The sequence below is a fragment of the Streptomyces adustus genome, from assembly GCF_009377175.1.
Lineage (GTDB): Bacteria > Actinomycetota > Actinomycetes > Streptomycetales > Streptomycetaceae > Streptomyces > Streptomyces adustus.
This window is the reverse complement of record NZ_VJZD01000050.1, coordinates 1-23,661: the sequence shown is the minus strand read 5'-3', so window position 1 is coordinate 23,661 and position 23,661 is coordinate 1. Positions and strand designations below refer to the sequence as shown.

General features: G+C 73.1%; 20 protein-coding genes. 8 read left to right on the top strand and 12 right to left on the bottom strand.

Features of this window, described 5'->3' with window-relative positions; all coding sequences use genetic code 11:
* Nucleotides 1–3: 3 nt before the first annotated feature.
* Nucleotides 4–1,359: a cytochrome P450 gene (locus FNH09_RS15220; RefSeq protein ID WP_152888092.1), complete on the top strand. Its 1,356-nt coding sequence runs from the start codon at nucleotides 4–6 to the stop codon at nucleotides 1,357–1,359.
* A gap of 103 nt (nucleotides 1,360–1,462) precedes the next feature.
* Nucleotides 1,463–2,713: a tryptophan dimethylallyltransferase family protein gene (locus FNH09_RS15215; RefSeq protein WP_338017583.1), complete on the top strand. Its 1,251-nt coding sequence runs from the start codon at nucleotides 1,463–1,465 to the stop codon at nucleotides 2,711–2,713.
* A gap of 146 nt (nucleotides 2,714–2,859) precedes the next feature.
* On the opposite strand, the gene FNH09_RS15210 is transcribed toward FNH09_RS15215, so the two are convergent.
* From FNH09_RS15210 to FNH09_RS15190, 5 genes are all read right to left on the bottom strand, one after another.
* Entirely contained in the window at nucleotides 2,860–4,149 is a 1,290-nt protein-coding gene (locus tag FNH09_RS15210) for an FAD-dependent oxidoreductase (RefSeq protein ID WP_162468612.1), read from the bottom strand.
* A 112-nt stretch (nucleotides 4,150–4,261) separates the two neighbouring features.
* Nucleotides 4,262–4,603 carry a MazG-like family protein gene (locus tag FNH09_RS15205; protein ID WP_152888090.1) on the bottom strand — a complete coding sequence of 114 codons (342 nt, stop codon included), beginning with the start codon at nucleotides 4,601–4,603 and terminating at the stop codon, nucleotides 4,262–4,264.
* Nucleotides 4,604–4,639: 36 nt separating this feature from the next.
* Nucleotides 4,640–5,188, bottom strand: a complete 549-nt coding sequence (locus tag FNH09_RS15200) for a DoxX family membrane protein (protein ID WP_162468611.1) — start codon at nucleotides 5,186–5,188, stop codon at nucleotides 4,640–4,642.
* Nucleotides 5,189–5,396: 208 nt separating this feature from the next.
* Complete coding sequence (locus tag FNH09_RS15195) at nucleotides 5,397–6,119, bottom strand: ABC transporter ATP-binding protein (protein WP_152888088.1); 723 nt, start codon at nucleotides 6,117–6,119, stop codon at nucleotides 5,397–5,399.
* Nucleotides 6,120–6,237: 118 nt separating this feature from the next.
* The gene (locus FNH09_RS15190; RefSeq protein ID WP_152888086.1) at nucleotides 6,238–7,686 is read right to left on the bottom strand and encodes an ABC transporter permease; all 1,449 of its coding nucleotides are present in this window, start codon (nucleotides 7,684–7,686) and stop codon (nucleotides 6,238–6,240) included.
* 218 nt (nucleotides 7,687–7,904) lie between these two features.
* Here FNH09_RS15190 and FNH09_RS15185 point away from each other — a divergent pair, with 218 nt between their 5' ends.
* Nucleotides 7,905–9,353 carry a D-alanyl-D-alanine carboxypeptidase family protein gene (locus FNH09_RS15185; protein ID WP_152888084.1) on the top strand — a complete coding sequence of 483 codons (1,449 nt, stop codon included), beginning with the start codon at nucleotides 7,905–7,907 and terminating at the stop codon, nucleotides 9,351–9,353.
* A gap of 480 nt (nucleotides 9,354–9,833) precedes the next feature.
* On the top strand, nucleotides 9,834–11,489 hold the full coding sequence (locus FNH09_RS15180) for an alkaline phosphatase D family protein (RefSeq protein WP_152888082.1): 1,656 nt from the start codon (nucleotides 9,834–9,836) through the stop codon (nucleotides 11,487–11,489).
* Nucleotides 11,490–11,641: 152 nt separating this feature from the next.
* Here FNH09_RS15180 and FNH09_RS15175 read toward each other — a convergent pair whose 3' ends face one another.
* Entirely contained in the window at nucleotides 11,642–12,649 is a 1,008-nt protein-coding gene (locus FNH09_RS15175; protein WP_152888080.1) for a Gfo/Idh/MocA family protein, read from the bottom strand.
* An 87-nt stretch (nucleotides 12,650–12,736) separates the two neighbouring features.
* On the opposite strand from FNH09_RS15175, the gene FNH09_RS15170 reads away from it, so the two are divergent.
* The 4 genes from FNH09_RS15170 to FNH09_RS15155 all read left to right on the top strand — a co-directional run bounded on the left by FNH09_RS15170 (nucleotide 12,737) and on the right by FNH09_RS15155 (nucleotide 17,175).
* The gene (locus FNH09_RS15170) at nucleotides 12,737–14,050 is read left to right on the top strand and encodes a multidrug effflux MFS transporter (protein WP_152888078.1); all 1,314 of its coding nucleotides are present in this window, start codon (nucleotides 12,737–12,739) and stop codon (nucleotides 14,048–14,050) included.
* Nucleotides 13,987–15,177, top strand: coding sequence for a serine hydrolase (locus FNH09_RS15165; protein ID WP_162468610.1), 1,191 nt, complete (start codon nucleotides 13,987–13,989; stop codon nucleotides 15,175–15,177). The genes FNH09_RS15170 and FNH09_RS15165 overlap by 64 nt, the downstream gene beginning before the upstream one ends.
* 54 nt (nucleotides 15,178–15,231) lie before the next feature.
* Nucleotides 15,232–16,254: a small ribosomal subunit Rsm22 family protein gene (locus FNH09_RS15160; RefSeq protein ID WP_162468609.1), complete on the top strand. Its 1,023-nt coding sequence runs from the start codon at nucleotides 15,232–15,234 to the stop codon at nucleotides 16,252–16,254.
* Between the two features lie 183 nt (nucleotides 16,255–16,437).
* Nucleotides 16,438–17,175, top strand: a complete 738-nt coding sequence (locus FNH09_RS15155) for a bifunctional DNA primase/polymerase (protein WP_152888074.1) — start codon at nucleotides 16,438–16,440, stop codon at nucleotides 17,173–17,175.
* A 78-nt stretch (nucleotides 17,176–17,253) separates the two neighbouring features.
* Here the strand turns inward: FNH09_RS15155 and FNH09_RS15150 are convergent, their stop codons facing one another.
* The 6 genes from FNH09_RS15150 to FNH09_RS15125 form a co-directional block, all read right to left on the bottom strand.
* Nucleotides 17,254–18,255, bottom strand: a complete 1,002-nt coding sequence (locus tag FNH09_RS15150) for an SCO2278 family lipoprotein (RefSeq protein ID WP_152888072.1) — start codon at nucleotides 18,253–18,255, stop codon at nucleotides 17,254–17,256.
* Nucleotides 18,215–19,087 carry an iron uptake transporter permease EfeU gene (efeU, locus tag FNH09_RS15145; protein ID WP_162468608.1) on the bottom strand — a complete coding sequence of 291 codons (873 nt, stop codon included), beginning with the start codon at nucleotides 19,085–19,087 and terminating at the stop codon, nucleotides 18,215–18,217. Before efeU ends, FNH09_RS15150 begins: the two co-directional genes overlap by 41 nt.
* Before the next feature lie 3 nt (nucleotides 19,088–19,090).
* Entirely contained in the window at nucleotides 19,091–20,374 is a 1,284-nt protein-coding gene (gene efeB, locus FNH09_RS15140; protein WP_152888070.1) for an iron uptake transporter deferrochelatase/peroxidase subunit, read from the bottom strand.
* A gap of 12 nt (nucleotides 20,375–20,386) precedes the next feature.
* Nucleotides 20,387–21,526, bottom strand: a complete 1,140-nt coding sequence (gene efeO / locus FNH09_RS15135) for an iron uptake system protein EfeO (RefSeq protein ID WP_152888068.1) — start codon at nucleotides 21,524–21,526, stop codon at nucleotides 20,387–20,389.
* 189 nt (nucleotides 21,527–21,715) lie between these two features.
* Nucleotides 21,716–22,546 carry a heme ABC transporter ATP-binding protein gene (locus FNH09_RS15130; protein WP_152888066.1) on the bottom strand — a complete coding sequence of 277 codons (831 nt, stop codon included), beginning with the start codon at nucleotides 22,544–22,546 and terminating at the stop codon, nucleotides 21,716–21,718.
* Nucleotides 22,543–23,661 (bottom strand): FecCD family ABC transporter permease, encoded by a 1,119-nt coding sequence (locus FNH09_RS15125; RefSeq protein ID WP_162468607.1) that lies wholly within the window; start codon nucleotides 23,659–23,661, stop codon nucleotides 22,543–22,545. The genes FNH09_RS15130 and FNH09_RS15125 overlap by 4 nt, the downstream gene beginning before the upstream one ends.

The window sequence follows — 23,661 nt, the reverse complement described above, 5'->3', positions numbered from 1 at the left end:
GAAATGGACGCCCAGTCCCCTTCCCCGGTGCCCCCGCCCGGGTGCCCGGCACACAACTCCGGCGGCCGAGTGCCGCTGCACGGACCGGAGTTCGCGGCCAACCCGCAGGCGTACTACGACTACCTGCGCCACTACGGTCCGACCGCCCCCGTGGAACTCGCCCCCGGAGTGGAGGCCACCCTCGTCACGGACTACGCGACGGCGCTGAGCCTGCTCCAGGACTCCGGCTCGTTCCGCAAGGACGCCCGGCGCTGGCGCGACCTCAACGACGGCAAGATCGCGCCGGACAGCCCGGTCGCGCCCGTGCTGGCCTACCGCCCCAACTGCATGTTCAGCGACGGCGCCGAGCACCTGAGGCTGCGCCGGGCGGTCACGGACAGCATGGCCCGGGTCGACTCGCGCAAGCTGAACCAGACCACGGAGCGTGTCTCCGACTACCTCATATCCCAGTTCGGCGTGCGCGGTTCGGCCGACCTGCTGGGCGACTACGCCAAACAGCTGCCGCTGTTCGTGTTCAACGAACTCTTCGGCTGCCCCGCCGACATCGGCGACCGGGTCCTCTTCGGCATCACCGGCATGTTCGACGGTGTCAACGCCGACAAGGCCGTCGAGGTGCTGTTCGGGGCGGTCGGTGAACTGGTCGCCCTCAAGCGCTCCAGGCCCGGTGACGACGTCGCCTCCTGGCTGATGCAGCACGAGTCGAAGCTGACGAACGAGGAGATGGTCCACCAGCTCGCCCTGCTGCTGGTGGCCGGCAACGAACCGCTCCGCAACCTCATCGGCAACACCCTGCACCGGCTGCTCACTCATGACACGTACGCCTACCAGGGCGGTCTGATCGACGAGGCGATCGACGACACGCTGTGGGAGAACCCGCCGATGCAGAACCTCGCGCCGCATTATCCGGCGGCCGACATGGAGTTCGGCGGGCAGCAGGTCCGGGCGGGCGATCTGATGCTGGTCAGTTTCGCGGCGGCCAACACGGGCCCGACGCTGACGGCCGCACGCAAGGCCGGCAGCAACCGGTCCCACCTCGCGTGGAGCGCGGGCCCGCACGCCTGCCCGTCCAAGGACCCCGCCCGGCAGATCACCATGACGGCCATCGAGAACCTCCTCAACCGGCTGCCCGACATCGCGCTCGCCGTCCCCGAGGACAGCCTGACCTGGCGTCCGGGCCCCTTCAACCGGGCCCTGGCCACCCTGCCCGCCCGGTTCACCCCCGTCCAGCCGGTGCGCCGGCCGGGCGCGGCCAACGCGGCACCGGTGCCCGACAGGCACGAGGAGCGCGTCGAGGGGAGGGGGCGCAGGCCCGAACGGGCGGGTATGTGGAGTTCGTTCCTGACCTGGCTGACGAAGTGATCCACGTGACATCCGCGCACTTCACGGAATTGCATGACGGTTAAATCACCAGGGTAGTGAGCAACGCGGCAAAACGTGTCGGTCACGAGTAGAAGGAGGTGTCGTGGAGCCCGTATCCAACGACGCCGCTCACCGCTCCACCGTGTTGCTCCAACCCCTCATACCGGGGCCCCTGCCAGGGCGCCCGACCGAGATACCCGCCCCCGTCGGCGGGTATCCCCATGTTCACGGTCAGAGTTCCCCGACGGACTCCGGCGCTCCGACCCTCGGGGCGTTCACCGCGGGCCAGCTGGCAAGGCTGTGCGACGTCGCGGGACTCAACGCCTCCGACACCGAGGTCTACGCGCGGATACTGCCGGAGATGCTGGGGCCCGTCGCCGAACGGTCGCTGAGCCTGCCGCCACCGTCCGACAGCTTCCTGTCGGACGACCACACCCCGGTCGAGTACTCGCTCGCCTTTCAGCCGGGCGGACCACCCGCCCTGCGCGTCCTGCTGGAGCCCGGCGCCGACGCCGCAGATCCGGTGGCGGGCGGCCGGGCCGGACTGCGGGCCGTCCGCGCGATGGCGCGGCACTGGAACTTCGGCACCGAGCGGCTGGACGAACTGGAGGACCTGTTCTTCCCGCCGTCCCCGCAGGGCGCGTTCGCCCTGTGGTGCGCGCTGGAGCTGCGTCCCGGCGGTGTCCCGGGGGTCAAGGTGTACCTGAACCCCGCGGCGTCCGGGCCGGAGCGCGCCGCCGACACGGTGCGCGAGGCGCTGCGCAGGCTCGGCCACCAGGAGGCGTTCACCGCGCTGCCTCCGGGCGACCGCCATCTGTTCTTCGCGCTGGACCTGGGCGACTGGGCGGAGCCCAGGGTGAAGGTCTACCTCGCGCACCAGGACCTGTCGGCCGTGGAGGCGGCCGGCCTGTCCCGGGTGGGCGGCGCGGGCGAACTGGGGGAGATCGAGGACTTCTTCCGGGCGGCCACCGGGGGTGACGCCGACGCACCGGATGCCTGGGACGGGCCGGGCACCCGGCCGGGCCGCCGGCCCGTCCAGTCCTGTCACGCCTTCACCGAGACGGCGAGCGGCCGGGCGAGCGGCTTCACGCTCTACGTTCCGGTCCGGGACCACGCCCGCCACGACGGGGAGGCCCTGGAGCGGGCGGTGGCGGTGCTGCGCCGCCAAGGGGTGGAGGCCGCCCCGCTGCTGTCGGCGGTGGCCGCCGTCACCACCCGGCGGCCGGAGGAGGGGGTGGGCCTCATCGCCTATCTGGCGCTCGCCCACCAGCGGGGCCGACCGCCGCGGGTGACCGTGTACATCTCCTCGGAGTCCTACGCGGTCCGGCCGCCGGCCGTCCTGCTGACCGCCTAGGCGGATCGCACGTTCGGGTGTACGACCACGATGTCGGGCCTGTGACGGCCCGGCATCCGGCCCGCCCGCGAACGGCACCCGCCCGCGAACGGCACCCGCCCGCGAACGGCACCCGCCCGCGGGCGGGTGCCCGTCGCCGGGGCGGCTCACTCCTCGTGCAGCTCGCGCAGATACGGTGCGACGTCGACCTGGATCGAGGACCCCTCCGCGTTCCCGTAGCGCCCGGCGATGCCGGTCAGATAGGCGCTGATCTCCTTGCGCATGACGTCCGTCGACGGCAGCAGGGCCGCTCCCTCGGCCAGCCGCGCGACCCAGCGGGACTGCGCCTCGACCAGCCGGGTGACGGACCCCTGCGGGCGCACCAGCCCGACGAAGTACAGGCCGGGGTGGTCGGGCGCGACGACCCGCCGATACAGCTCGACCGCCCCCTGCGGACCCACCGGGCAGCCCGCGGGCAGGAAGGGGAACGCCATGCGGAACCCGGTGCAGTAGACGATCAGGTCGGCTTCCTCGGTGCTGCCGTCGGTGAAGCGGATCAGGCCGCCGTCGACGGACTCGATCGCGGGCCTGGGGGTCACACCGCCGTGCCGGATCCGGCTCAGTATCTCGTCCGACAGGGTCGCCGCCGAGGAGAGGACCGGGTGGTCGGGCTCGGGCAGCCCGTAGTCGGACATCTTGCCCCGGGCGGTGTGCAGCGCCTTCTCGACGAAGGTGCGCTGTTCGGCGAAGGGCATCTCGGTGAACCACGGGACCTCGGCCATCTCGTCCAGTGGCAGCCCGAACAACTGCTTGGGCATGATGTGCAGTCCGCGCCGGACCGACAGCACGGTCCGTGCGGCGTGGCGGGACAGGTCCGAGGCGATGTCCACGGCGGACGCGCCCAGTCCCACGACGACGACGCGCCGTCCGGCGAAGTCGCTGCCGTCGCGGTAGTCGACGGAGTGGAGGATCTCTCCGGGGAAGGACTCGAAGCCGGGCGGCATCGTGTCCGGCAGGGCCGGCTCGGTGTTGTGTCCGGACGCGACGACCACCTGGGCGAAGCGTCGCGAGGACGGCGCCCCGCCCTCGTTCCGGCTGGTCACCGTCCAGGTTCCGTCGTACTCCCGGACCACGGACAGCACTTCCGTGTTCAGCTCGACCCGGTCCGGTATCCCCGCCCACTCGGCGAACCGGCGCAGATAGACGGCGACGTCACTGTGCCGAGGGTAGAGGGGGTAGGAGTCGGGCATCGGGAAGTCCGCGTAACCGGTCAGCCGCTTGACGGTGTTGAGGTGCAGCGACAGATAGCCCGGCCCGCGCTCCCCGGCCCCCGGCTGGCGCCAGATGCCGCCGACGTCCGGGGCCCTGTCCAGGCAGACGAAGTCGACTCCCCGTTGCGCGAGCGCGTGGGCCGTGGCCAGACCCGACAGACCTGCACCAATCACGCACACACTCACGCTTCCCCCAACGGGACGGACCGGACGGCTTCGAGCACGTGCAGTCACTGCCCATCGCTCCCGCCGGACACACCCGGCACATCCGTAACGAACGCCACAGACGGGGAGGCGGTCAGCGCGGGAGCGAGCGGTCCACGACCCGTGCCAGATGCCCGGCGAAGACCTCACGGGCCTCGGGGGTCAGCGTGCGCAGGGCCACCAGGGCGGTGATCACTACGTCGCAGAGCTCGGCCTCGACGTCCGCCCAGGTGTGGGTGACGCCCTTGCGTGGGTTCTGGCCGGTCGCGCCGATCACCGCCTGGGCGACCTCGCCGACCTCCTCCGACAGTTTGAGGATGCGCAGCAGGAGCCCTTCCCGGCCGCCGGTCGGGCGGCCGGCCTCCAGCCAGGCCCACAGACCGTCGACGGCGGCCCAGAGATCCGCGGGGGCGGCGGGGGAGTCCTGATCACTCATGCGGGCAGCCTGCCACGGCTCCCCGTCGCCAGGGTCCTACTCCTCGAAGAGCGCCTGCTGCTCGCCCTCCGCCCGCCTGCGCACCCGTGCGTTGCGCGCGCCCACGACCAGCGCGGTCATCGCGGCCGTCGCGCCGAGCGCCAGCGGCACCATCCAGTTCCGGTCGAAGACGTGCCCGAGGGCGTGGTCCAGGGAGAGCCGGCCCGGCCCGGCGATCGCCAGACCGGTGGCGGCCAGGCCCAGGCTCGCCGCGTACTCGTAGCCGCCCTCCTGCGCGAAGAACCCGTTCGGTGCGTGCACCGCGGACGCCCCGGCCATGGCCCCGGCCGCCGCCGCGCCCGCCGCCGGTGTCGCGAGCCCCAGGGCCAGCATGGTGCCGCCGCCCGTCTCCGCGAGACCGGCCGCCAGCGCGCTCGTCCGTCCGGGCGCGAACCCGACGGACTCCATGTAATGGCCGGTCCCTTCCAGCCCGTGGCCGCCGAACCAGCCGAACAGCTTCTGCGCGCCGTGCGCGGCCAGCACCCCTCCGGTACCCAGCCGGAGCAGCAGCAGGCCCAGATCGCGTCGGTCGTAGCAGCAGGTCACGAGGACTCCCCAGAGTCGACAGCGGGAACGGATCCCACCCCCTCTTCCGGTGTCCACCGTCGCACCGCCGCCCCCGCGGCGGCTCGTCCGGGCCGCCGTTCGGGTGGCGCGGACAGACCCCGAGGGGCCGCCCACCGCCCACCGCCGGGCGGCCGGCCGACGCCGGCCGGCCGCCCGGCAGGTGGACGGCCCCTCGGCCGCCGCGGGTTCAGTACGCCCGGACGCCGGGCGCCTGCTGCGCGTACTGGCGTGCGCCGGGCTGCTCGGTCAGGGTGATCTGACCGGCCTTGATGGTGGCCAGCCGCGGCGCCCGGCGGGCGATCGAGGAGTCGTGGGTGACCATGACGAAGGTCAGCCCGTACTCGTGCCACAGGCCCTCCAGCAGGCCCATGATGTCGTCGCGGGTGCCCTCGTCGAGGTTGCCGGTGGGCTCGTCGGCGAGCAGCACCTTCGGCTTCTTCACCAGCGCGCGGGCGATGGCGACCCGCTGCTGCTGGCCGCCGGACAGCTCGGTCGGGACATGGCCGAGCCGCTCCCCGAGGCCGACCGAGCGCAGCGCCTCGGCCGCCCGCTCGCGCCGCTCGGCGGGCTTGACGCCCAGTGGGACGAGCGCGGTCTCGACGTTCTCCTGCGCGGTCAGCGTCGGGATCAGGTTGAACGCCTGGAAGATGATGCCGATCTTCTCGGCACGCAGCCGGGTCAGCTTCGCCTCGCTGATGGTGGCGAGGTCCACGCCGTCCAGTTCGACGCTGCCCGTGGAGGGGCGGTCCAGGCCGCCGATCATCTGGAGCAGCGTCGACTTGCCGCCGCCGGTGGGGCCCTGGATGACGAGCTGGTCGCCGTCCTCGATCGTGAGGTCGACGCCGCGCAGCGCCTCCACCGTCTCCTTGCCCCGGGTGTAGCGCTTGGTGACGCCGGTCAGTCTGTACATGGGTGCTCCGTGACTTGAGGAGAAGGAAGGAGAAGGAAGGGGGAGGAAGAGGAGGAAGGAGGGTGGGGCGCCGCCTCCCGGGGGGAAGGGTGAGGCGACGCCCCGGTATCGGGGGGTGTTACGAGACGCTGCGCAGCGCGTCGGCCGGACGCATCCGGGAGGCACGCCAGCCGCCCATCGCCCCGGCGATCAGACCGCCGGCGACCGCGAGGCCCACCGCGAGCGCGATGGTGGTCGCCGACACGGGCGCGGACAGGGCGATCTCCATCGTGTTCTGGGCCGACTGCTGGCCGGGGCCGCCGCCCGGACCGCCGCCCATGCCGCCGCCGGTGCTGCCGAGCTGCGCGGTCAGCTTCGGGCTGATCGCGGTGACGGTGTACGCGGCCGCCAGACCCAGGCCGATGCCCAGCGCGCCGCCGAGCAGACCGTTGACCATGGACTCGCCGACCACCTGCCGGGTCACCCGCCGGCTGGGCCAGCCGAGCGCCTTCAGGGTGCCGAACTCGCGCACCCGGCGGGACACGGCCGAGGAGGTCAGCAGCGCGGCCACCAGGAACGCGGCGGCCAGCACCGCGATCGACAGCCACTTGCCGACGCTGGTCGCCAGGTCGGAGGCGGTGGACAGGGAGCCGGACACGGTCTCGGCGAGGTCGGCGGAGGTGGTGACCGTCGTACCGGAGATGTTCTTCTGGATGGTCGCCTTGACCGTGTCGATCTGCTTGGAGTCGGTCGCCTTGACGTAGATCGTGGTGACCTTGTTCTTGGCGTCGCCGAGCGTCTGGGCCTGTTTCAGCGGCAGGTAGACGTCCGTGGTGGAGTCGCTGCTGTCGGGCGTCGCGATACCGATGACGGTGTACTTGGTGCCGGAGATCTTGAAGGTCGAGCCGACCTTGTACTTGTTCTCCTTGGCGTACGACTTGCCGACCACGGCGAGCTTGGCGTTCGTCTCCGCGGCGGTGAAGGTCCTGCCGGAGGTGATCTTCGACGTGGACAGCGGGCCCAGGTCCTGGTCGGTGACGTCGACGCCGCCGACCGAGTACGAGTTCACGTCGAACGAGGCGCCGCCGCCCTGCACCTGCGGCATGCTGCCGCCGCTGCTGCCGCCGGGGCCGCCCTGGTTGCTCTGCCCGCTGGTGGAGCTCTTGGCCTTGCCCTGGGTGAAGGAGCCGTCGACCTTGGTGACGTTCAGGCTGAGCGCGCCGACCGCACTGGACACGCCCTGCTGCGCGGCGACCTTGGCCACGAGCGAGGACGCCAGCGCCTGACCGCCCTGCGTCATCACCCGGTCCGAGCTCTGCGTGGAGTCGTCGTCCTCGGACTTCGCGTCGAACTGGAAGTTCGGCCGTCCCGAACTGCCGCTGGTGGGCGCCGTACGGGCCTTGGTGACCGTCATGTCGGTGCCGAGCCCGTAGAGCGACTGAAGGACCTTGTCCTGGGCCTGGGTCATGCCGGCCGACACCGAGTTCACGGTGATGACCAGGGCGATTCCGAGCGCCAGACCCAGTGCGATGACCAGAGCCGCCTTCTTGCGCCGGCTCAGCTCGCGCTTGAGATAGATGCCAAACATCCCGTTCCTCGAGGTTCTTGGCGCCCGCTGTGGGCGCGGCCACAAGCTAGGAAGAAACCTTTGAGTCCCCCTGAGTAAGGGATGTGTGAGAACTGAGAATGTGCGGCCCGGAATCAAAGTTCCATCAGACAGCTGATTCCTAAGCCGTAATGGGCCCGCTGCCAGGAAACCCCTGTTCAATGGCCGGTCGTGGCTTCCTCCGCGGACTTGGCAGGCTCATGAGGGGACCCGCCGTACGGCGTCGCGCACTCGCTTTGTACGGTCCCGGAGTGAGTGAATCCTCTCGGCTGTCCCGGCGCTCCCTGCTCGCCCTCGCCGCGGCCGCCCCGCTGGCCGCCACCCTGCCCGCGTCCGCCTCCGCGGCCCCCTCCGCCACGAAGGGTGCGACCGCCACCCCGACCCCCGCGATCGGCACGGCCGCCACGGTGATCGGCGGTGAGCGGCTGGGGCGGCCCGGGGTCCAGGTGAGCGGCGCCGGAGGGCTGCCCGGGAAGCTCTCCGCCCGCTCCTGGCTGATCGCCGACCACGACACCGGCGAGGTGCTGGCCTCCTACCGCGCGCACCAGCGCCTGGCCCCCGCGTCCACGCTGAAGATGCTGTTCGCCGACACGGTCCTGCCGAAGTTCGAACGGACCGAGCGCTACCGGGTCACCGACGCCGACCTGATCGGCATACCCTCGGGCTCCAGCCTCGTCGGCATCAAGCCCGGAATCACCTACACCGTCGAGCAGTTGTGGCAGGGCGTCTTCCTGCGCTCGGGCAACGACGCGGTGCACGTGCTCTCGCTGATGAACGGCGGGCTGGCGCGCACGGTCGCCGAGATGCAGGCCAGGGCCGTGGACCTCCAGGCCCTGGACACGCATGTGGTCAGCCCGGACGGCTTCGACCACAAGGGGCAGCTGTCCTCGGCGTACGACCTCACGCTGTTCGCCCGGCACGGGCTCCAGAACGCCGACTTCCGCGCGTACTGCGGGACGCGGACGGCCGATTTCCCCGCGGGCGGCAAGAAGACGTTCCAGATCCAGAACACCGACCGTCTGCTGTCGGGCGCGTACGGGGTGAAGACGTACCCGGGCCTGATAGGCGTGAAGAACGGCTACACCAGCAACGCGGGCAACACCTTCACCGGCGCGGCCACCCGCGGCGGACGCACCCTGATCGTCACCGTGATGCATCCCGAGAGCGGCTACAACTCCGTCTACGAGGAGACGGCCGCGCTGCTCGACTGGGGCTTCGCGAAGGGCGGTTCGGCGCGCGCGGTGGGCACCCTGGCGAAGCCGCTGAGCGAGGGCGGGGCGAGCGCCTCGCCGTCGGGGAAGGCGGCGCGGCCGGCGGCCGGCGCGCCGGGCGCGGCGGCGGGCCACACCTCGCCGTGGCGGCTGGTCGAGGGCGGCGCGGCCTCGCTCGCGCTGGTGGCGGGCGGGGCGTACGCACTGCGCCGGCGTCTGGCGAAGCGGGCGGGCCGGCACACGGCAGCAGACGCCGGGGGCGAGGCGGTCCTGGCGCCGGGCGGCGACGGGCCCGAGAACGTCGTACCCGACAGCGTGGTGCCCGAGGCGCCGGAGCGCCGGGCCGCCGTGGTGCCGGGCAGTGGTGCGGGCGAGGCGCCGGACGGCGATACGGCCGGGGTGCGCGACAGCGGCGGGTCCGGGGCCGACGCGCGCTGACGTGCCCGGGGCCGACGCGCGCTGACGTTCGCGGGGCCGACGCGCGCTGACGTTCGCGGGTTTCGGACGGTCGCGGGGGCGGCACGCGGGTCCGGGGCGCGGACGGTCTGTGCGGGTCCCGGACCGCGCCGACGTACGCGGCAGCCGTTCCACGGATCGGTGCGTGCCCCGCGGTCCCGCGCGAGGCCCACCCCCACCCGAAGCCGTGGAACGGCTGCCGCCTCCCCCCGTCGGTGTGGTCGGCGGAACCCGATTACGTCATATGTGAAGCTCTTGTGCAGGGGAGTTGAGCATAAGCCCGGCGTCGACCCGCAATGGTCCGGACGGTCAAACTCCGCTTGTGCAGGTTGAGGAGTTGACGATTCGCGCCCCGCGCCCGGCCGTGCCCCGGTGTCCGCCGTCCGGGTGATGCGCGACCGGCGGGGCGTGTCGGGTGCGGCCGGTTCTCCGCTTCCTCCCTCAACTGTCCGGGGAGGAAAGATGACCATCGCAACACCCTTGTCGCACCGGGCACCCTCGGGGCACCCGCCCGGCTTCCGGGCCGCCGCCCGCCGTCTCGACCGCCGCCGCTTCCTCGGTGTCTCCGGCGCGGCGCTGGCCCTCGCCTTCGCCGCCGACCTCCCCGGAGCGGGGATGGCGGCCGCCGCGGAACTGGACGCGGCGCGGATCGACGCCTACCCCTTCACCCTCGGCATCGCCTCCGGCGACCCGCTGCCCGACTCGGTCCTGCTGTGGACCCGGCTGGCGCCCGCCCCGTACCAGCCCGACGGCGGACTGCCCGCTCAACGTGTCGACGTCGAGTGGGAGTTGGCCCGTGACGAGGGCTTCGCCACCGTCGTCCGGCGGGGGACGGCCGTCGCGCACCCCGAGTTCCGGCACACCGTGCACGTCGAGGCCGTCGGACTGGAACCCGACCGCGTCTACCACTACCGCTTCCGCGCGGGCGGCTGGCTCAGCGAGGCCGGCCGCACCCGGACCGCACCCGCCGAGAGCAGTCCCGTCGCGTCCCTGAACATCGCCGCCGTCGCCTGCCAGGCCTACCACGACGGCTACTTCACCGCCTACCGGCACCTCGCCGAGGACGACGTCGACGTGGTCTTCCATCTCGGCGACTACCTCTACGAGTACGCGGTCGACGCGACCGGCGGCGCCCGCGCCTACACCGACCGCCGCCTCCCCGCGCTGTTCGCCCACGAGGCCGTGTCGCTGGAGGACTACCGGCTGCGCTACGCCCTCTACAAGACCGACCCCGACCTGCGGGCGGCCCACGCGGCGCACCCCTTCGTCGTCGCCTTCGACGACCACGAGACCGAGAACGACTACGCGGGCGCCGTCTCCGGGAACGGAGTCCCCCCGGCGGAGTTCCTGCTGCGCCGCGCCGCCTCCTACCGCGCCTACTGGGAGCACCAGCCGCTGCGCGCACCGCAGTTGCCCGTGGGGCCGGACATGCGGCTGTACCGGCGGCTGCGGTGGGGCCGGCTCGCCCAGTTCGACGTGCTCGACACCCGCCAGTACCGCTCCGACCAGGCCTACGGCGACGTCCCGCACGCGCCGGGGCCGCAGAGCGAGGACCCGGCACGCACGATGACCGGCGCGGCCCAGGAGCGATGGCTGCTCGACGGCTGGCGGGACTCGGCCGCGCTGTGGAACGTCGTGGCCCAGCAGGTCTGTTTCTCCCGGCAGCGGCTGGGGACCGGCCCGGCCGCGAAGGTCTCCATGGACGCCTGGGACGGCTACCCGGCCGCCCGCCGCCGCGTCCTGGACGGCGCGAAGGCGGCCGGCGTCGAGAACCTGATGGTGCTCACCGGCGATGTGCACGTCGGCTACGGCTTCGACATCAAGGACGACTTCGACGACCCGGCCTCGCGCACGCTCGGCACCGAGATCGTGACCACGTCGATCGCCAGCGGCCGGGACGGTGCCCGACGGCCCGCGAACTGGGCCGCGCGCATGGCGGCCAACCCGCACCTGCGGTTCTACGACGGACGGCGCGGCTACGCCCGGATCACGCTGGGGCAGCGGCTGGCCCGCGCCGACTTCAGGACCGTGCCGTACGTGACGAAGCCCGGCGCGCCGATCGCGACGGCCGGGTCCTTCGTGACCGAGACGGGAAGACCGGGCCTCGAACCGGCATGAGCGGACCGGGTCCCGCCGGACGGGGCGCATGGTCCGGGCGGGGCGCCGGGCCCGGCCGGGGCGCCGGGGGCCGGGGCGCCGGGTCCGGCCGGGGCGGTCACCCGGTTGCGTCGCGTCCGGCCGGGACGGTCATCGCCTCCGGCCGGGACGGGTCAGCGGGTCTCGCCGGGGTAGCGGACCCCGACGCGGTCGCGGATCGCGTCGAGCGTGCGCATCACGGCGAGGGTGCCGTCGAGCGGGACGAGCGGCGACTCGGTCTCGCCTGCCCGCAGGGCCCGCATGACCTCCTTCGCCTCGTGCCGCAGGCTGGTGCGGGGGCCGTCGGCCGGGTCGGCGGTGAACTCCTCGGGGGCGCGGCCGTCGCGGTGCAGGACGAAGCGATCCGGGTGGAAGAAGCCGTCCGGGATGTCGATGCGGCCGCCGGAGCCGGTGACCGAGGCCGTGGTACCGGTACCACCGACCAGGGAGCAGTGCACCGAAGCAAGAGCACCGCTCTCCCAAGAGAGCAGTGCTCCGGTCTGGAGGTCGACGCCCTCGTCCGAGAGCACCGCTCTCGCCGCGATGTCCGACGGCTCCCCGAGCAGCAGCTGCGCGAACGACACCGGGTACACCCCGAGGTCCAGCAGCGCGCCCCCGCCCTGTGCCGGGTCGCGCAGCCGGTGCGACGGCGGGAAGGGACCCGCGAGCCCGAAGTCGGCCTGCACCGTGCGCACCTCGCCGATCGCGCCGTCCTCGACCAGCGCCTTCAGCCGCCGCACCAGCGGATTGCAGTACATCCACATCGCTTCCATCAGGAAGCTCCCGCGCTCGCGGGCCAGCGCGACCAGTTCCCGCGCCTCGCCCGCGTTCAGCGTGAACGCCTTCTCGCACAGCACGTTGCGCCCGGCCTCCAGGCAGAGGCCGGCCGCCGCCCGGTGGGCCGCGTGCGGGGTGGCGACGTACACGACATCGATGTCCGCGTCCTGCGCGAGCGCCTCCCACTCGCCGTACGCCCGCGGGATCCCGAACCGCTCGGCGAACGCCTCCGCCGACGCCCGGGTCCGCGAGGCCACCGCCACCACCTGCGCGTCCGGCAGGTCGACCAGGTCCGCGGTGAACGCCGCCGCGATCCCGCCCGTGGCCAGGACCCCCCAGCGCACCTTGTCTTCCGTCACGGTCATGCGGCCCCCACCCTCGCTCATGTGGCCTTCGGCACTCTGTACGAGCTGAGAGCATAGGCGGCGGATCACTCGGAGAGGGAGGGGCGTATGTCCGAGCGCACCGTGGGCGCACCCGGCCTGGAGCACGGCGCCGAATCCGCGGCGACGGCGACAGGCGGCCCGGCCCCGCGCCGTACCGGTCTCCTGGTCGTCCTCGTCCTCGGCGCGCTGACCGCGACACCCCCGCTGGCGATGGACATGTATCTGCCGGCCCTGCCGGAGGTCACCCGCGCCCTGCACGCGCCCGCGGCGACCGTCCAGCTCACCCTCACCGCCTGCCTGGCGGGCATGGCGCTCGGACAGCTCGTCGTCGGCCCGATGAGCGACCGCTGGGGCCGCAGGCGCCCGCTGCTCGCCGGACTCGCGGTCTACGTCGTCGCCACCGCCCTGTGCGCGCTGGCCCCCGACGTGGAGCTCCTGGTCGCCTTCCGGCTGGCGCAGGGGCTCGCGGGCGCCGCCGGCATCGTGATCGCGCGGGCCGTCGTGCGCGACCTGTACGACGGTGTGGCCATGGCCCGCTTCTTCTCCACGCTCATGCTGGTCTCCGGGGTCGCCCCGATCGTCGCGCCGCTCGTCGGCGGGCAGATCCTGCGGGTGACCGACTGGCGCGGTGTCTTCGTCCTGCTGACCGGCGTGAGCGTCGCGCTGACGGCGGTGGTCTGGGCGCGGCTGCCCGAGACCCTGCCTCCCGCGCGGCGGCACGGCGGCGGGGTCGGCGAGGCGCTGCGCACCATGCGCGGACTGCTCGCCGACCGTGTCTTCGCCGGGTACATGCTCACCGGCGGCTTCGCCTTCGCCGCGCTGTTCGCCTACATAGCGGCCTCGCCGTTCGTGGTGCAGGAGATCTACGGCGCCTCCCCGCAGACCTACAGCCTGCTGTTCGGCCTGAACTCCGTGGGACTGATCGTCGTCGGCCAGGTCAACGGCCGGGTGCTGGTCGGCCGGGTCCGCCTGGACCGGGTGCTGGCCGCGGGCCTCGCGGTCGTGGTCCTGGCCGCGGCCGCCCTGCTGCTGATGGCGACCGGCGCGTTCGGCGAGGCCGGTCTGGTGCCGGTCGCCGCCGGGCTGTTCGTGCTGATGTCCGCGATGAGCCTCACCCTGCCCAACGCCCAGACCCTCGCCCTGATGCGCGTGCGGCACGCGGCCGGCGCCGCCTCCGCCCTGCTCGGCACGTCCTCCTTCCTCGTCGGGGCGATCGCCTCACCGCTGGTCGGCATCGCGGGTGAGCACACCGCCGTCCCCATGGCGCTCGTCCAGCTGACGGCCGCACTGGTGGCGGTGGGCTGCTTCGTGGGACTGTGCCGTCCCTGGAACGCACGTGCGATCACGCACGAGGCCGAGAGCCCCGGGGAGGGCAACTGAGCGCGCCGAGACTGCGCATCGACACACCGGAGCGCGCCGGGCTGGACTCCCGCGAACTGAGCCGCCTCGTCCGCGAGGTGCGCGCGCTCAGCGCGGGTGAGCACCCCTGGGCGGCGGGCACCGTCGTGGTCGCCGGACGCGGCCCGGTGATCGCCGTGGCGGAGGCCGCGGGCTGGGCGGTGCGCTACACCTCGTACGACCCGGAGACGGACACCGGGGTGGAGGCGCCGCCCGGCGGCCGGGTGCCGACCACCGTCGACACGCCCTTCGATCTGGCCTCCCTCACCAAGCTGTTCACCTCGGTCGCCGCGGTGCAGCAGATCGAGCGGGGCACGCTCGGCATCGACGCCCTGGTGGGCGCCTATCTGCCGGACTTCCGCGCCGCCGCCGAGCACGGCATCACCGTACGGCAGTTGCTCACCCACACCTCCGGGCTGCGCCCCGAACTCCCGCTGTACGACTGTGCGGACGACGTCGAGCGGCTGGCGCTGCTGCGGGCGGAGGCGCCGGTGGGCGCGCCCGGCACGTACCGCTACTCCGACCTGAACATGCTGCTGCTCCAGCACGTCCTGGAACGGGTCAGCGGCCGCGGCCTCGACGCGCTCGTCCGCGACGGCATCACCCGCCCGCTGGGCATGACGGCCACCGGGTACGGCCCCTGTCCGGGCGCGGCGGCCACCGAGGACCAGCGGCGCCCGTGGGCCAAGGCGGACCGCGGGATGCTGCGGGGCACGGTCCACGACGAGAACGCCTGGGCGCTGGGCGGGGTGGCCGGCCACGCGGGCCTGTTCTCCACCGGGCGCGACCTGGCGGTGTTCTGCCGCGCGCTGCTGGCCGGCGGCTCGTACGGGCCCGCCCGCGTCCTCGGCCCGGACTTCGTGGAACTCCTGCTGACCGCGCCCGGCCTCGGCTTCGCCCTGGACCAGCCGTGGTTCATGGGGGAGCTGGCGGGCCGGGGAGCGGCGGGCCACACCGGCTTCACGGGGACGTCGCTGGTCCTGGACCGGGCCACGGACACCTTCCTGGTGCTGCTGGCCAACACGGTCCACCCGAGGAGACGCCCGGCGGACAGCGGACCACGCGCGGCGGCCGCGACCCGGCTGGCCCGAGCGGTACGGGGGGCGTAGCGGCCGGGTCCCCGGCCTGTCCGAGGCCGTCCGGGGACCTGAGAGAATCGCCGGGTGAACGTCCCCGCGGCCCCGGCCGAGACCCTCCGCAGCGCCCTTGCCGCCCTTCTCGACGGGCTCCCGGCCAGGCAGGCCTCGGGAGCCGTGGAGCGGCTCATCGCCAACTACCGGGGGGCCACCCCCACCGACGCGCCGATCCTGCGGGACCGCGCGGACGTCGCCGCGTACGCCGCGTACCGGATGCCGGCGACCTTCGAGGCGGTACGGGCCGCGCTGGAGGCGTTCGCCGACGCCGTGCCCGGCTGGGCGCCCGGCAGCCATGTCGACGTCGGCGGTGGCACCGGCGCGGCGACCTGGGCCGTCAGCGCGACCTGGGACGGGGTCCGGCCGGTGACCGTGCTGGACTGGGCCGAGCCCGCGCTCGCCCTGGGCCGCGAGATCGCCGCGGCCAACCCCGCCCTGCGGGACGCCCGTTGGCAGCGCTCTCGGATCGGAGCGGCGCTCACCATCGAGAGCACCGATCTCGTCACGGTGTCGTACGTGCTCGGCGAGCTCACCGAGGCCGACCGCGCGTCCGTCGTCGACGCGGCCGCGGCCGCCGCCGGGAGCGTCGTGATCATCGAGCCCGGCACTCCCGACGGCTACGCCCGCGTCCTCGCCGCCCGCGACCGGCTGATCGCGGCCGGCTTCGGCGTCGCCGCGCCCTGCCCGCACTCCGCCGCCTGCCCCATCGTCCCCGGCACGGACTGGTGCCACTTCTCGGCCCGGGTCAGCCGTTCCTCGCTGCACCGGCAGGTCAAGGGCGGCTCCCTGCCGTACGAGGACGAGAAGTTCAGCTACGTCGCCGCCACCCGCCTCCCGGTGACCCCGGCCCCCGCCCGGGTGGTCCGGCGCCCGCAGATCCGCAAGGGCCAGGTCCTCCTCGACCTGTGCGAGGCCGACGAGCAACTGCGCCGCACGACGGTCACCAAACGCCACGGCGGCCTGTACAGGGCCGCGCGCGACGCGGACTGGGGCGACGCCTGGCCGCCGTACGCCGGGGACGGCAGGGACGGCGGGGACGGCGCGACCGACTGAGCCCGCGCGGCGCGCGAGGCGTGAAGTTAACGATCCGGGTGTCGATCTGCCGCCTGTAACCCCTCGTAACCCCTATGCCCCCCTCGTCACCACCTGCCCCGATCGGGGGCACTGGCCCCCCGATGGTCCGGAAGGTGGGACGATGAGGCATGCTGGCCGCACGACAGCGAGGCGAGGCGATAGATGAGCGCGGAGAACGGTGGCGGTACCCGCCGGCAGGGCAGACTCACCCAGTGGCTGCGGGGACGCCGCCCGAAGGAGACCGCCGACACCGGCGGCCGTGAGGCCCTGCTGCTCGCCGCCGCCCGGGCGGGACTGCCCCTCGCGCCCGCCGCGCACCCGGCACCGGGCCACATCTGTTCCTGCGACCGCGTCGGCTGTCCCACGCCCGCCCGGCACCCCGTGTCCTTCGCGTGGCAGACGCAGTCCACGACCGACCGCGCCCAGATCGAGCGCTGGGCCCGGCACCAGCCGCAGGCCAACTTCATCACCGCGACCGGCATGGTGCACGACGTCCTCGACGTGCCCCTGGAGGCCGGCGCCGAGGCGCTGGAGAACCTGCTCTCCGCCGGTGTCGAGGTCGGCCCGGTCGCCGAGAGCGACGACGGACGCATGCTCTTCTTCACCCTCACCCGCGGCACCCCCGAGGACGAGGACGAGTGGTGGCCGTGCGAGCTGGACTCCCACCCCGAGACGGCGGACGAACACCCGGGCATGCGCTGGCACTGCCGGGGCTCCTACGTCCTGGTACCGCCGGCCCGGCTGCCCGGGGACGACGGACGGCAGGTGCGCTGGCTGCGCGGCCCCGAGCACCGGCTGCCGGACCCGCTGACCCTGCTGGAGGCGCTCACCGACGCCTGCTCCCGCCATGCGGGCACCCAGCCCGACCACGCCGCCTCGGTCTGGCCCCTGCGCCACTGACAGCGGTCCCCTGCGCCACCGCGGCCGCCTCCCGCGCCACGGTCGTACGCCCGACCGCCCGGCGCGCGTACGTCGGGGCTACTCGCCCCGGCCCGCCGTCAGCCCCTGGACCTTGCCGATCATCGACACCTGGCCGGTCCCCGCACCTCGCTTCGGGTCCAGCACCACCTGGTTGGAGACGAACTCCATCGTCAGGGACTGCTTGATCTCGCCCTTGGTCAGCGCCTGCACGCTCTTGTTGGGCGTGGGGACGGACGCGCCGACGGCGGCCGTCTGCTTCACGTAGTGGTGCGTGGTGAAGAACACCAGCGCCCCGCCGTCCGCCGTGCGCAACGCCAGCGGGGCGTAGTCGTCCCGGGTCAGCGCCTCGTCGATGTACTGCGTGGCCAGCCCGGGCCGGCTGGCGCCCTTCGTCCGGTCCGCGCGCAGCACGCTGGTGTACGTGCCGTCGGCGAAGGACTTCCCGCCGTTCCTGAGATACGTCGCGTAGTCCTGGCTCAGGTCCGCGGGGTCCACGGCCAGTTCCGTCTGGTTCAGGGGGACGGTCTCGGCCCAGCCGTCCTTGTCCTTGGCGAACTGCGGTACGGCGTCCGGGGCGACCAGCGTCAGATACGACACCCGCCACGGCTCGGACAGGCCGCCGCGCAGGAACACCATGAGCCAGCGCGCCGAACCGCCCTTGTTGGCCTTGGCGTCGGCGACGAACCAGCGGGGCCAGCCCGCCTTCTTGGGGATGGTGTACCGCACGTCCGAGAACGTCAGCGCGGTGTGCGAGGGGTTGCCGGCCGGGCTGACGCTGTGCCCGGCGGTCAGCCGCGCCCCGTCGATGTCGGAGAGCGCGCCGGTGACGAAGTCCGCGTCCAGGGAGCGGTCGTAGGCCTGGTCGGCCTTGTTGTACGCGGCGGTGAACTGGCCGAGGGCCTCGGCGGCCTCGGGGGCCGTGGTGGCCGGGAGCACCTCGCGCTCGCCGTGCACCACCACGCATCCGCCCGCCGTCAGCGACAGGACGGTCACCGAGGCCGCGATCAGCGCGCTCCGCTCAAGACTGCTCGGCCTTCGCGGGCCGCGAACCCTGGTCATCAGGTGCCGTCACCTTCCCCTTCCCGGAGGCGAACCCTACCGGGGCGAGGAAGATCGCGAGAGTCGGGACCAGGTACAGCAGCCACACCGTGACCTGGAACACGGTCGGGTCGGGCTGGAAGTTGAAGACGCCCTTCAGGAGGGTGCCGTACCAGCTGCCCGGGTCGACGGTGTCGCTGATATCGAAGGCCAGGTTGCGGATGCCCGGCAGCCAGTTGGCCTCCTGGAGGTCGTGCACGCCGTACGCGAGCACGCCCGCCGCCACCACGACCAGCATGCCGCCGGTCCAGGTGAAGAACTTGGCGAGGTTGATCTTCAGGGCGCCGCGGTAGAACAGCCAGCCCAGCAGGACCGCGGTCGCCAGGCCCAGCGCGACGCCGATCAGCGGGCGCGGGGTGCCGTCGCTGGCCGCGTGCACCGACGCCCACACGAACAGGGCGGTCTCCAGGCCCTCCCGGCCCACCGCGAGGAAGGCGGTGGCGACCAGCGCGCCGGTGCCCATCGCCAGCGCCGCGTCCAGCTTGCCGTGCAGCTCGGACTTCAGATGGCGGGCGGTGCGCCGCATCCAGAAGACCATCCACGTCACCAGGCCGACCGCGACGATCGACAGGGAGCCGCCGAGCGCCTCCTGCGCCTCGAACGTCAGCTCCTGCGAGCCGAATTCGAGGACGCAGCCGAAGCCCATCGCGATGGCGACCGCGATGCCGATGCCGATCCAGATCGGCCGCAGGGCGTCCCGGCGGCCGGTCTTGACCAGGTAGGCGATCAGGATGCAGACGACGAGGCTGGCTTCCAGTCCCTCGCGCAGGCCGATCAGGTAGTTGGAGAACACGGGCTACGCCTCCTTGGAGAACAGCGCGCGGCCCCACCAGTCGTCCTTGTCGCGGACGCCCGGCGGGACGGCGAAGTGCGCCGAACCCACGTGCTGGATGTATTCGTTGAGCGCGTCGGACGCCGACAGCCGGCGTTGCAACGGGATGAACCCCTTGCGCACGTCGCGCATGTAGGCCAGGAAGAACAGGCCCGCGTCGAGTCGGCCGAGACCGTCGGTGCCGTCGGTGAAGGAGTAGCCCCGGCGCAGGATGGTGATCCCGTCGTTGGAGTCGGGGTGCGCGAGGCGCACGTGCGCGTCGGGCTTCATCGCCTTCAGGAACGGCGCGTCGTGCTCCTTGGCCTTGCCGACCGGTGCGCCCTCGCCCTTGTCGCGGCCGAAGACGTCCTCCTGCTCCTGGAGCGAGGTCCGGTCCCAGGTCTCGATGTTCATCCGGATGCGCCGGGCGACGAGGTACGAACCCCCGGCCATCCAGGCCGACTTGGCGTCCACGTCGCCTTCGCCGACCCAGACGAACTTCTTCAGCCGGTCCGTCTCCGTCCCCGCGATGTTGCGGGTGCCGTCCTTGAACCCCATGAGGTTGCGCGGGGTCTGGGCGTCGGGCGTGGTCGACGAGGTCTTGCCGAAGCCCAGCTGGGACCAGCGGATGGCGACCTTGCCGAAGCCGATGCGGGCCAGGTTGCGGATCGCGTGCACGGCGACCTGCGGGTCGTCCGCGCAGGCCTGGATGCACAGGTCGCCGCCGGTGCGGGACCCGTCGAGGTTCTCGCCGGGGAACTTGGGCAGGTCGACCAGCGCCGCCGGGCGCCGGTCGGCCAGACCGAACCGGTCGAAGAACGACGGGCCGAAGCCGATGGTGAGGGTCAGCCGCGAGGGCTTCAGGCCCAGCGCCTCGCCGGTGTCGTCCGGCGGCGCCTCGGCGAGCCCGCCGTAGGCGCCCTCGCCGACCGCCCTGCCCGTGGTCATCCGCCGGGCGGCCTCGGTCCAGTCCTTCAGCAGCTGCACGAACTCGGCGCGGTCGTCGGTCTTCACGTCGAACGCGGCGAAGTGCAGCCGGTCCTGGACCGGCGTCGCGATACCCGCCTGGTTCGCGCCGTGGAAGGCGACCGCCGCGCCCGTCTCGGCGGCGGCCGGGTCCACGTCGTTGCCGACCCGGGTCATCGCCACCGCGCCGCCCGCGGCGGCGGCGCCGAGCGCGAGGCCCGCGCCGCCCCAGCCGATCAGCGAGCGCCGCGTGGGCGCGCCGCCGGGGGCCGCCTGGGCGGTGGTGTCCTGTACGTCCGTCATCGGTGGCCCCTCCTACTTCACGACGGCGGCGGCGAGCTTGGACAGCGGCTCGGCGAGCGCGTTCACCGCGTCCGAGAGCTCCTTGCGCTGGTCCTTGGTGACCTTGTCGTAGGAGACGAAGTCGTAGGAGGTCTTGTCCGCGCGGTACTTGTCCAGCAGCGCGTCCAGCGCGGCGAACTGCTTGTCCAGCTCGCCGGCCAGCGCCGCGTCGTTCTTCTGCGCGACCGGCTTCAGCAGCTCGTACGCCTTCTGCGCGCCCTCGACGTTGCCCTTGAAGTCGGACAGGTCGGTGTGCGAGTAGCGGTCCTCCTCGCCGGTGACCTTGCCGGTGGCGACCTCGTCGAGCAGCTCCTTGGCGCCGTTGGCCATCGAGGTCGGGGTGATCTCGGCCTTGCCGACCCGCTTCTGCCAGTCCTTCAGGTCGGTGACCAGCCGGTCGGCGAGGCTCTTGTCGGTGTCGGCGATCTTCTTGTCCTCCCAGAGCGACTTCTCCAGGCGGTGCCAGCCCGTCCACTCCTGGCCCTCTTCGAGGCCGTCGGCGCGGGTGTCGACCTTGGGGTCGATGTCGCCGAAGGACTCGGCGACCGGCTCGGTGCGCTCCCAGCCGAGCCGGGAGGGCGCGAAGGCCTTCTTGGCGGCCTCGATGTCACCGGCCTTGACGGCGGCGGCGAAGGTCTCGACGAGCGGCAGCGTGGCGTCGGCCTGCTCCTGCGCGTACTCGCGGTAGGCGGCGACGGCCTTGTCCAGCTCGGGGTTGCGCTTGGCGGCCGAGCCGCCGGTGACGGTGAGCTTCTGCCGGATGCCGAGGCCCTTCATGCCGGGGCGGCAGGCGATCTCGTACGCCCCGGACTTCACCTCGGCGGTCAGCGTGTACTTCGTGCCCGGGCCGATGTTCTCCTTCTCGGAGACGATCCGGTCGTCCGGGAAGAGGATCTCGACCTCGGTGGCCTTGGAGCCCTTGTTCTCGATCTTCAGCGTGACGTGGCCGGCCGGCACCGAGGTGGTGGACGTCTTGCACGTCGAGTCCGCGGCGGTCACCTGTATCGCCCCGGCGTCGTCGGCGGCGGTGCTCTTCTGCGTGCAGCCCGTGACGGCGGTCAGCGCTGCTGCGGTGGCGGCGGCGGTGACGACGGACAGTCTGACGGCTCGCATGCGGGCTCCCACGGGTGGCTGGAAAACGGCGTGACGGTACTCACAAGGATTGGTGAGGCTGGCCTAACTTAACCGAGGCTTACCTGCCTGATACCCCTGCGTGGCGTGATTCACCTCTCATAGGGGCCCTATGGCCACGAGATGATCACGACTGACCAATTGGTACGTAAACAACGAGTCAAAGCTGATTCAAAGGTTCCGCTTCGGGTTTACGAGCGTGGCGCCGGTACGCGGATGACCCAGCACCTCGACGGGGTGGTCGTAGACCTCGGACAGCAGACGTTCGGAGAAGACCTCGGCCGGCGGTCCGTCGGCCGCGACACCACCGGCGCACAGGATCGCGACCCGGTGCGCGTAGGCCGCGGCGAGCCCCAGATCGTGCAGCACCACGACCACCGCGTCACCGGCGTGCGCCCTTGCGCGGCACAGCCGCAGCACCGACTCCTGGTGCTTGAGGTCCAGCGCGGCCGTCGGCTCGTCCAGCAGCAGCAACGGAGCCGCCTGCGCCAGCACCCGGGCCAGCGCGACCCGGGCCCGCTCGCCGCCGCTGAGCGCCGGGAACGGCCGCGCGGCGAAGCCGGACACGTGCGTCGCGGCCATCGCCGCGGCCACCGCCCGGTCGTCCTCGTCGGGCGAGGCCGGGTGCGGGGCGCGCCCCATCCGGACGACCTCCTCGACCGTGAACGGGAAGGACAGCGCGGCCTGCTGCGGCAGGACCGCGCGGCGCAGGGCCAGTTCGGGCGCCGACCACTCGGCCGCCGGGCGCCCGTGGACGCGTACCACGCCCCCGGCGGCCGGGAGGTCGGCGGCGAGGGCGGCGAGCAGCGTCGACTTCCCGGCGCCGTTGGGCCCGACCAGCGCGAGCACCTCGCCCGCCCGCACCTCCAGGTCCACGTCCCGCAGCACCTCGCGGGTGCCGAGGCGGACGCGCAGGGCCTCGGCGGCGGCCAGGACCTCGCCGGGGCGGGCCGGGGGAGGCGGCAGTGGGCGGGGACGCAGGAGCGTTCGGGGGAGTCTCATGCCCAGCCCCCTTGCCCGCGGCGGGTGCGGCGCAGCAGCCAGAAGAAGAAGGGGCTGCCGAGCAGGGCGGTGAGGACGCCGAGCGGGAGTTCGGCGGGAGCGGCGAGGGTACGGGCCGTCAGATCGGCCGCGAGCAGGGCGAACGCGCCCAGCAGGGCGCTGCCCGGAACCAGGAACCGGTGCCCCGGCCCCGCCGTCATCCGCAGCAGGTGCGGTACGACCAGACCGACGAAGCCGACGATCCCGCAGACGCTCACCGCCGCCGCCGTCAGCAGTGCGATGACCAGGACCAGCACGAGCCGCAGCCGCTCCACCTCCACGCCCAGATGCCGGGCCGGCCGCTCGCCCAGCGCCAGCAGGTCCAGCCGGCGCGAGTACCGGGGCGCCAGCGTCAGCCCGACCGCCGCGCACGGCAGCACCGCCAGTACCTTCGGCCAGGTCGCCTGGGAGAGCGAGCCCAGCTGCCAGAACGCGATCTGGTTGACCGCCGCGGTGTCCGCGAGGAACAGGAACAGCCCGATCAGCGCGCCCGCGAAGGCGTTCACCGCGATCCCGGTGAGGATCAGCGTCACCACCTCCGTACGGCCGCCGGAGCGCGACATCGCGTACACCAGCAGGACCGTGCCGAGCCCGGCGGCGAAGGCTGCGGCCGTCACCGTCCAGGCGCCGAGGAAGTCCAGCCCGAACGCGATCGTGGCGACCGCGCCGACCGCCGCGCCCGAGGAGATGCCGATGACGCCGGGCTCGGCGAGCGGATTGCCGAACACCCCCTGCATCAGGGCGCCCGCGCACCCCAGCGAGGCGCCGACGAGCAGCGCGAGCACGATCCGCGGGAAGCGCACGTTCCACAGCACCGACTCGGCGACCCGGTCCAGCTCCGCCCCGCCCAGGCCGATCCGGTGCTGCACGGAGGACAGCACGTCACCGGTCGGGATCGGGTACGCGCCCAGCCCGGCGGCCACCGGCACCAGGACGAGCAGCCCGAGCACCAGCCCGGCGGTGAGCCAGGCGGCGGTACCCCGCCCGGCGGGCGCGGGCGCGGACGCGGACGCGGGTACGGGTACGGGTGTGGTGGCGCCCGGGGCGGCGGGTGCGGTGGAGCCGCTGTCTCTTAT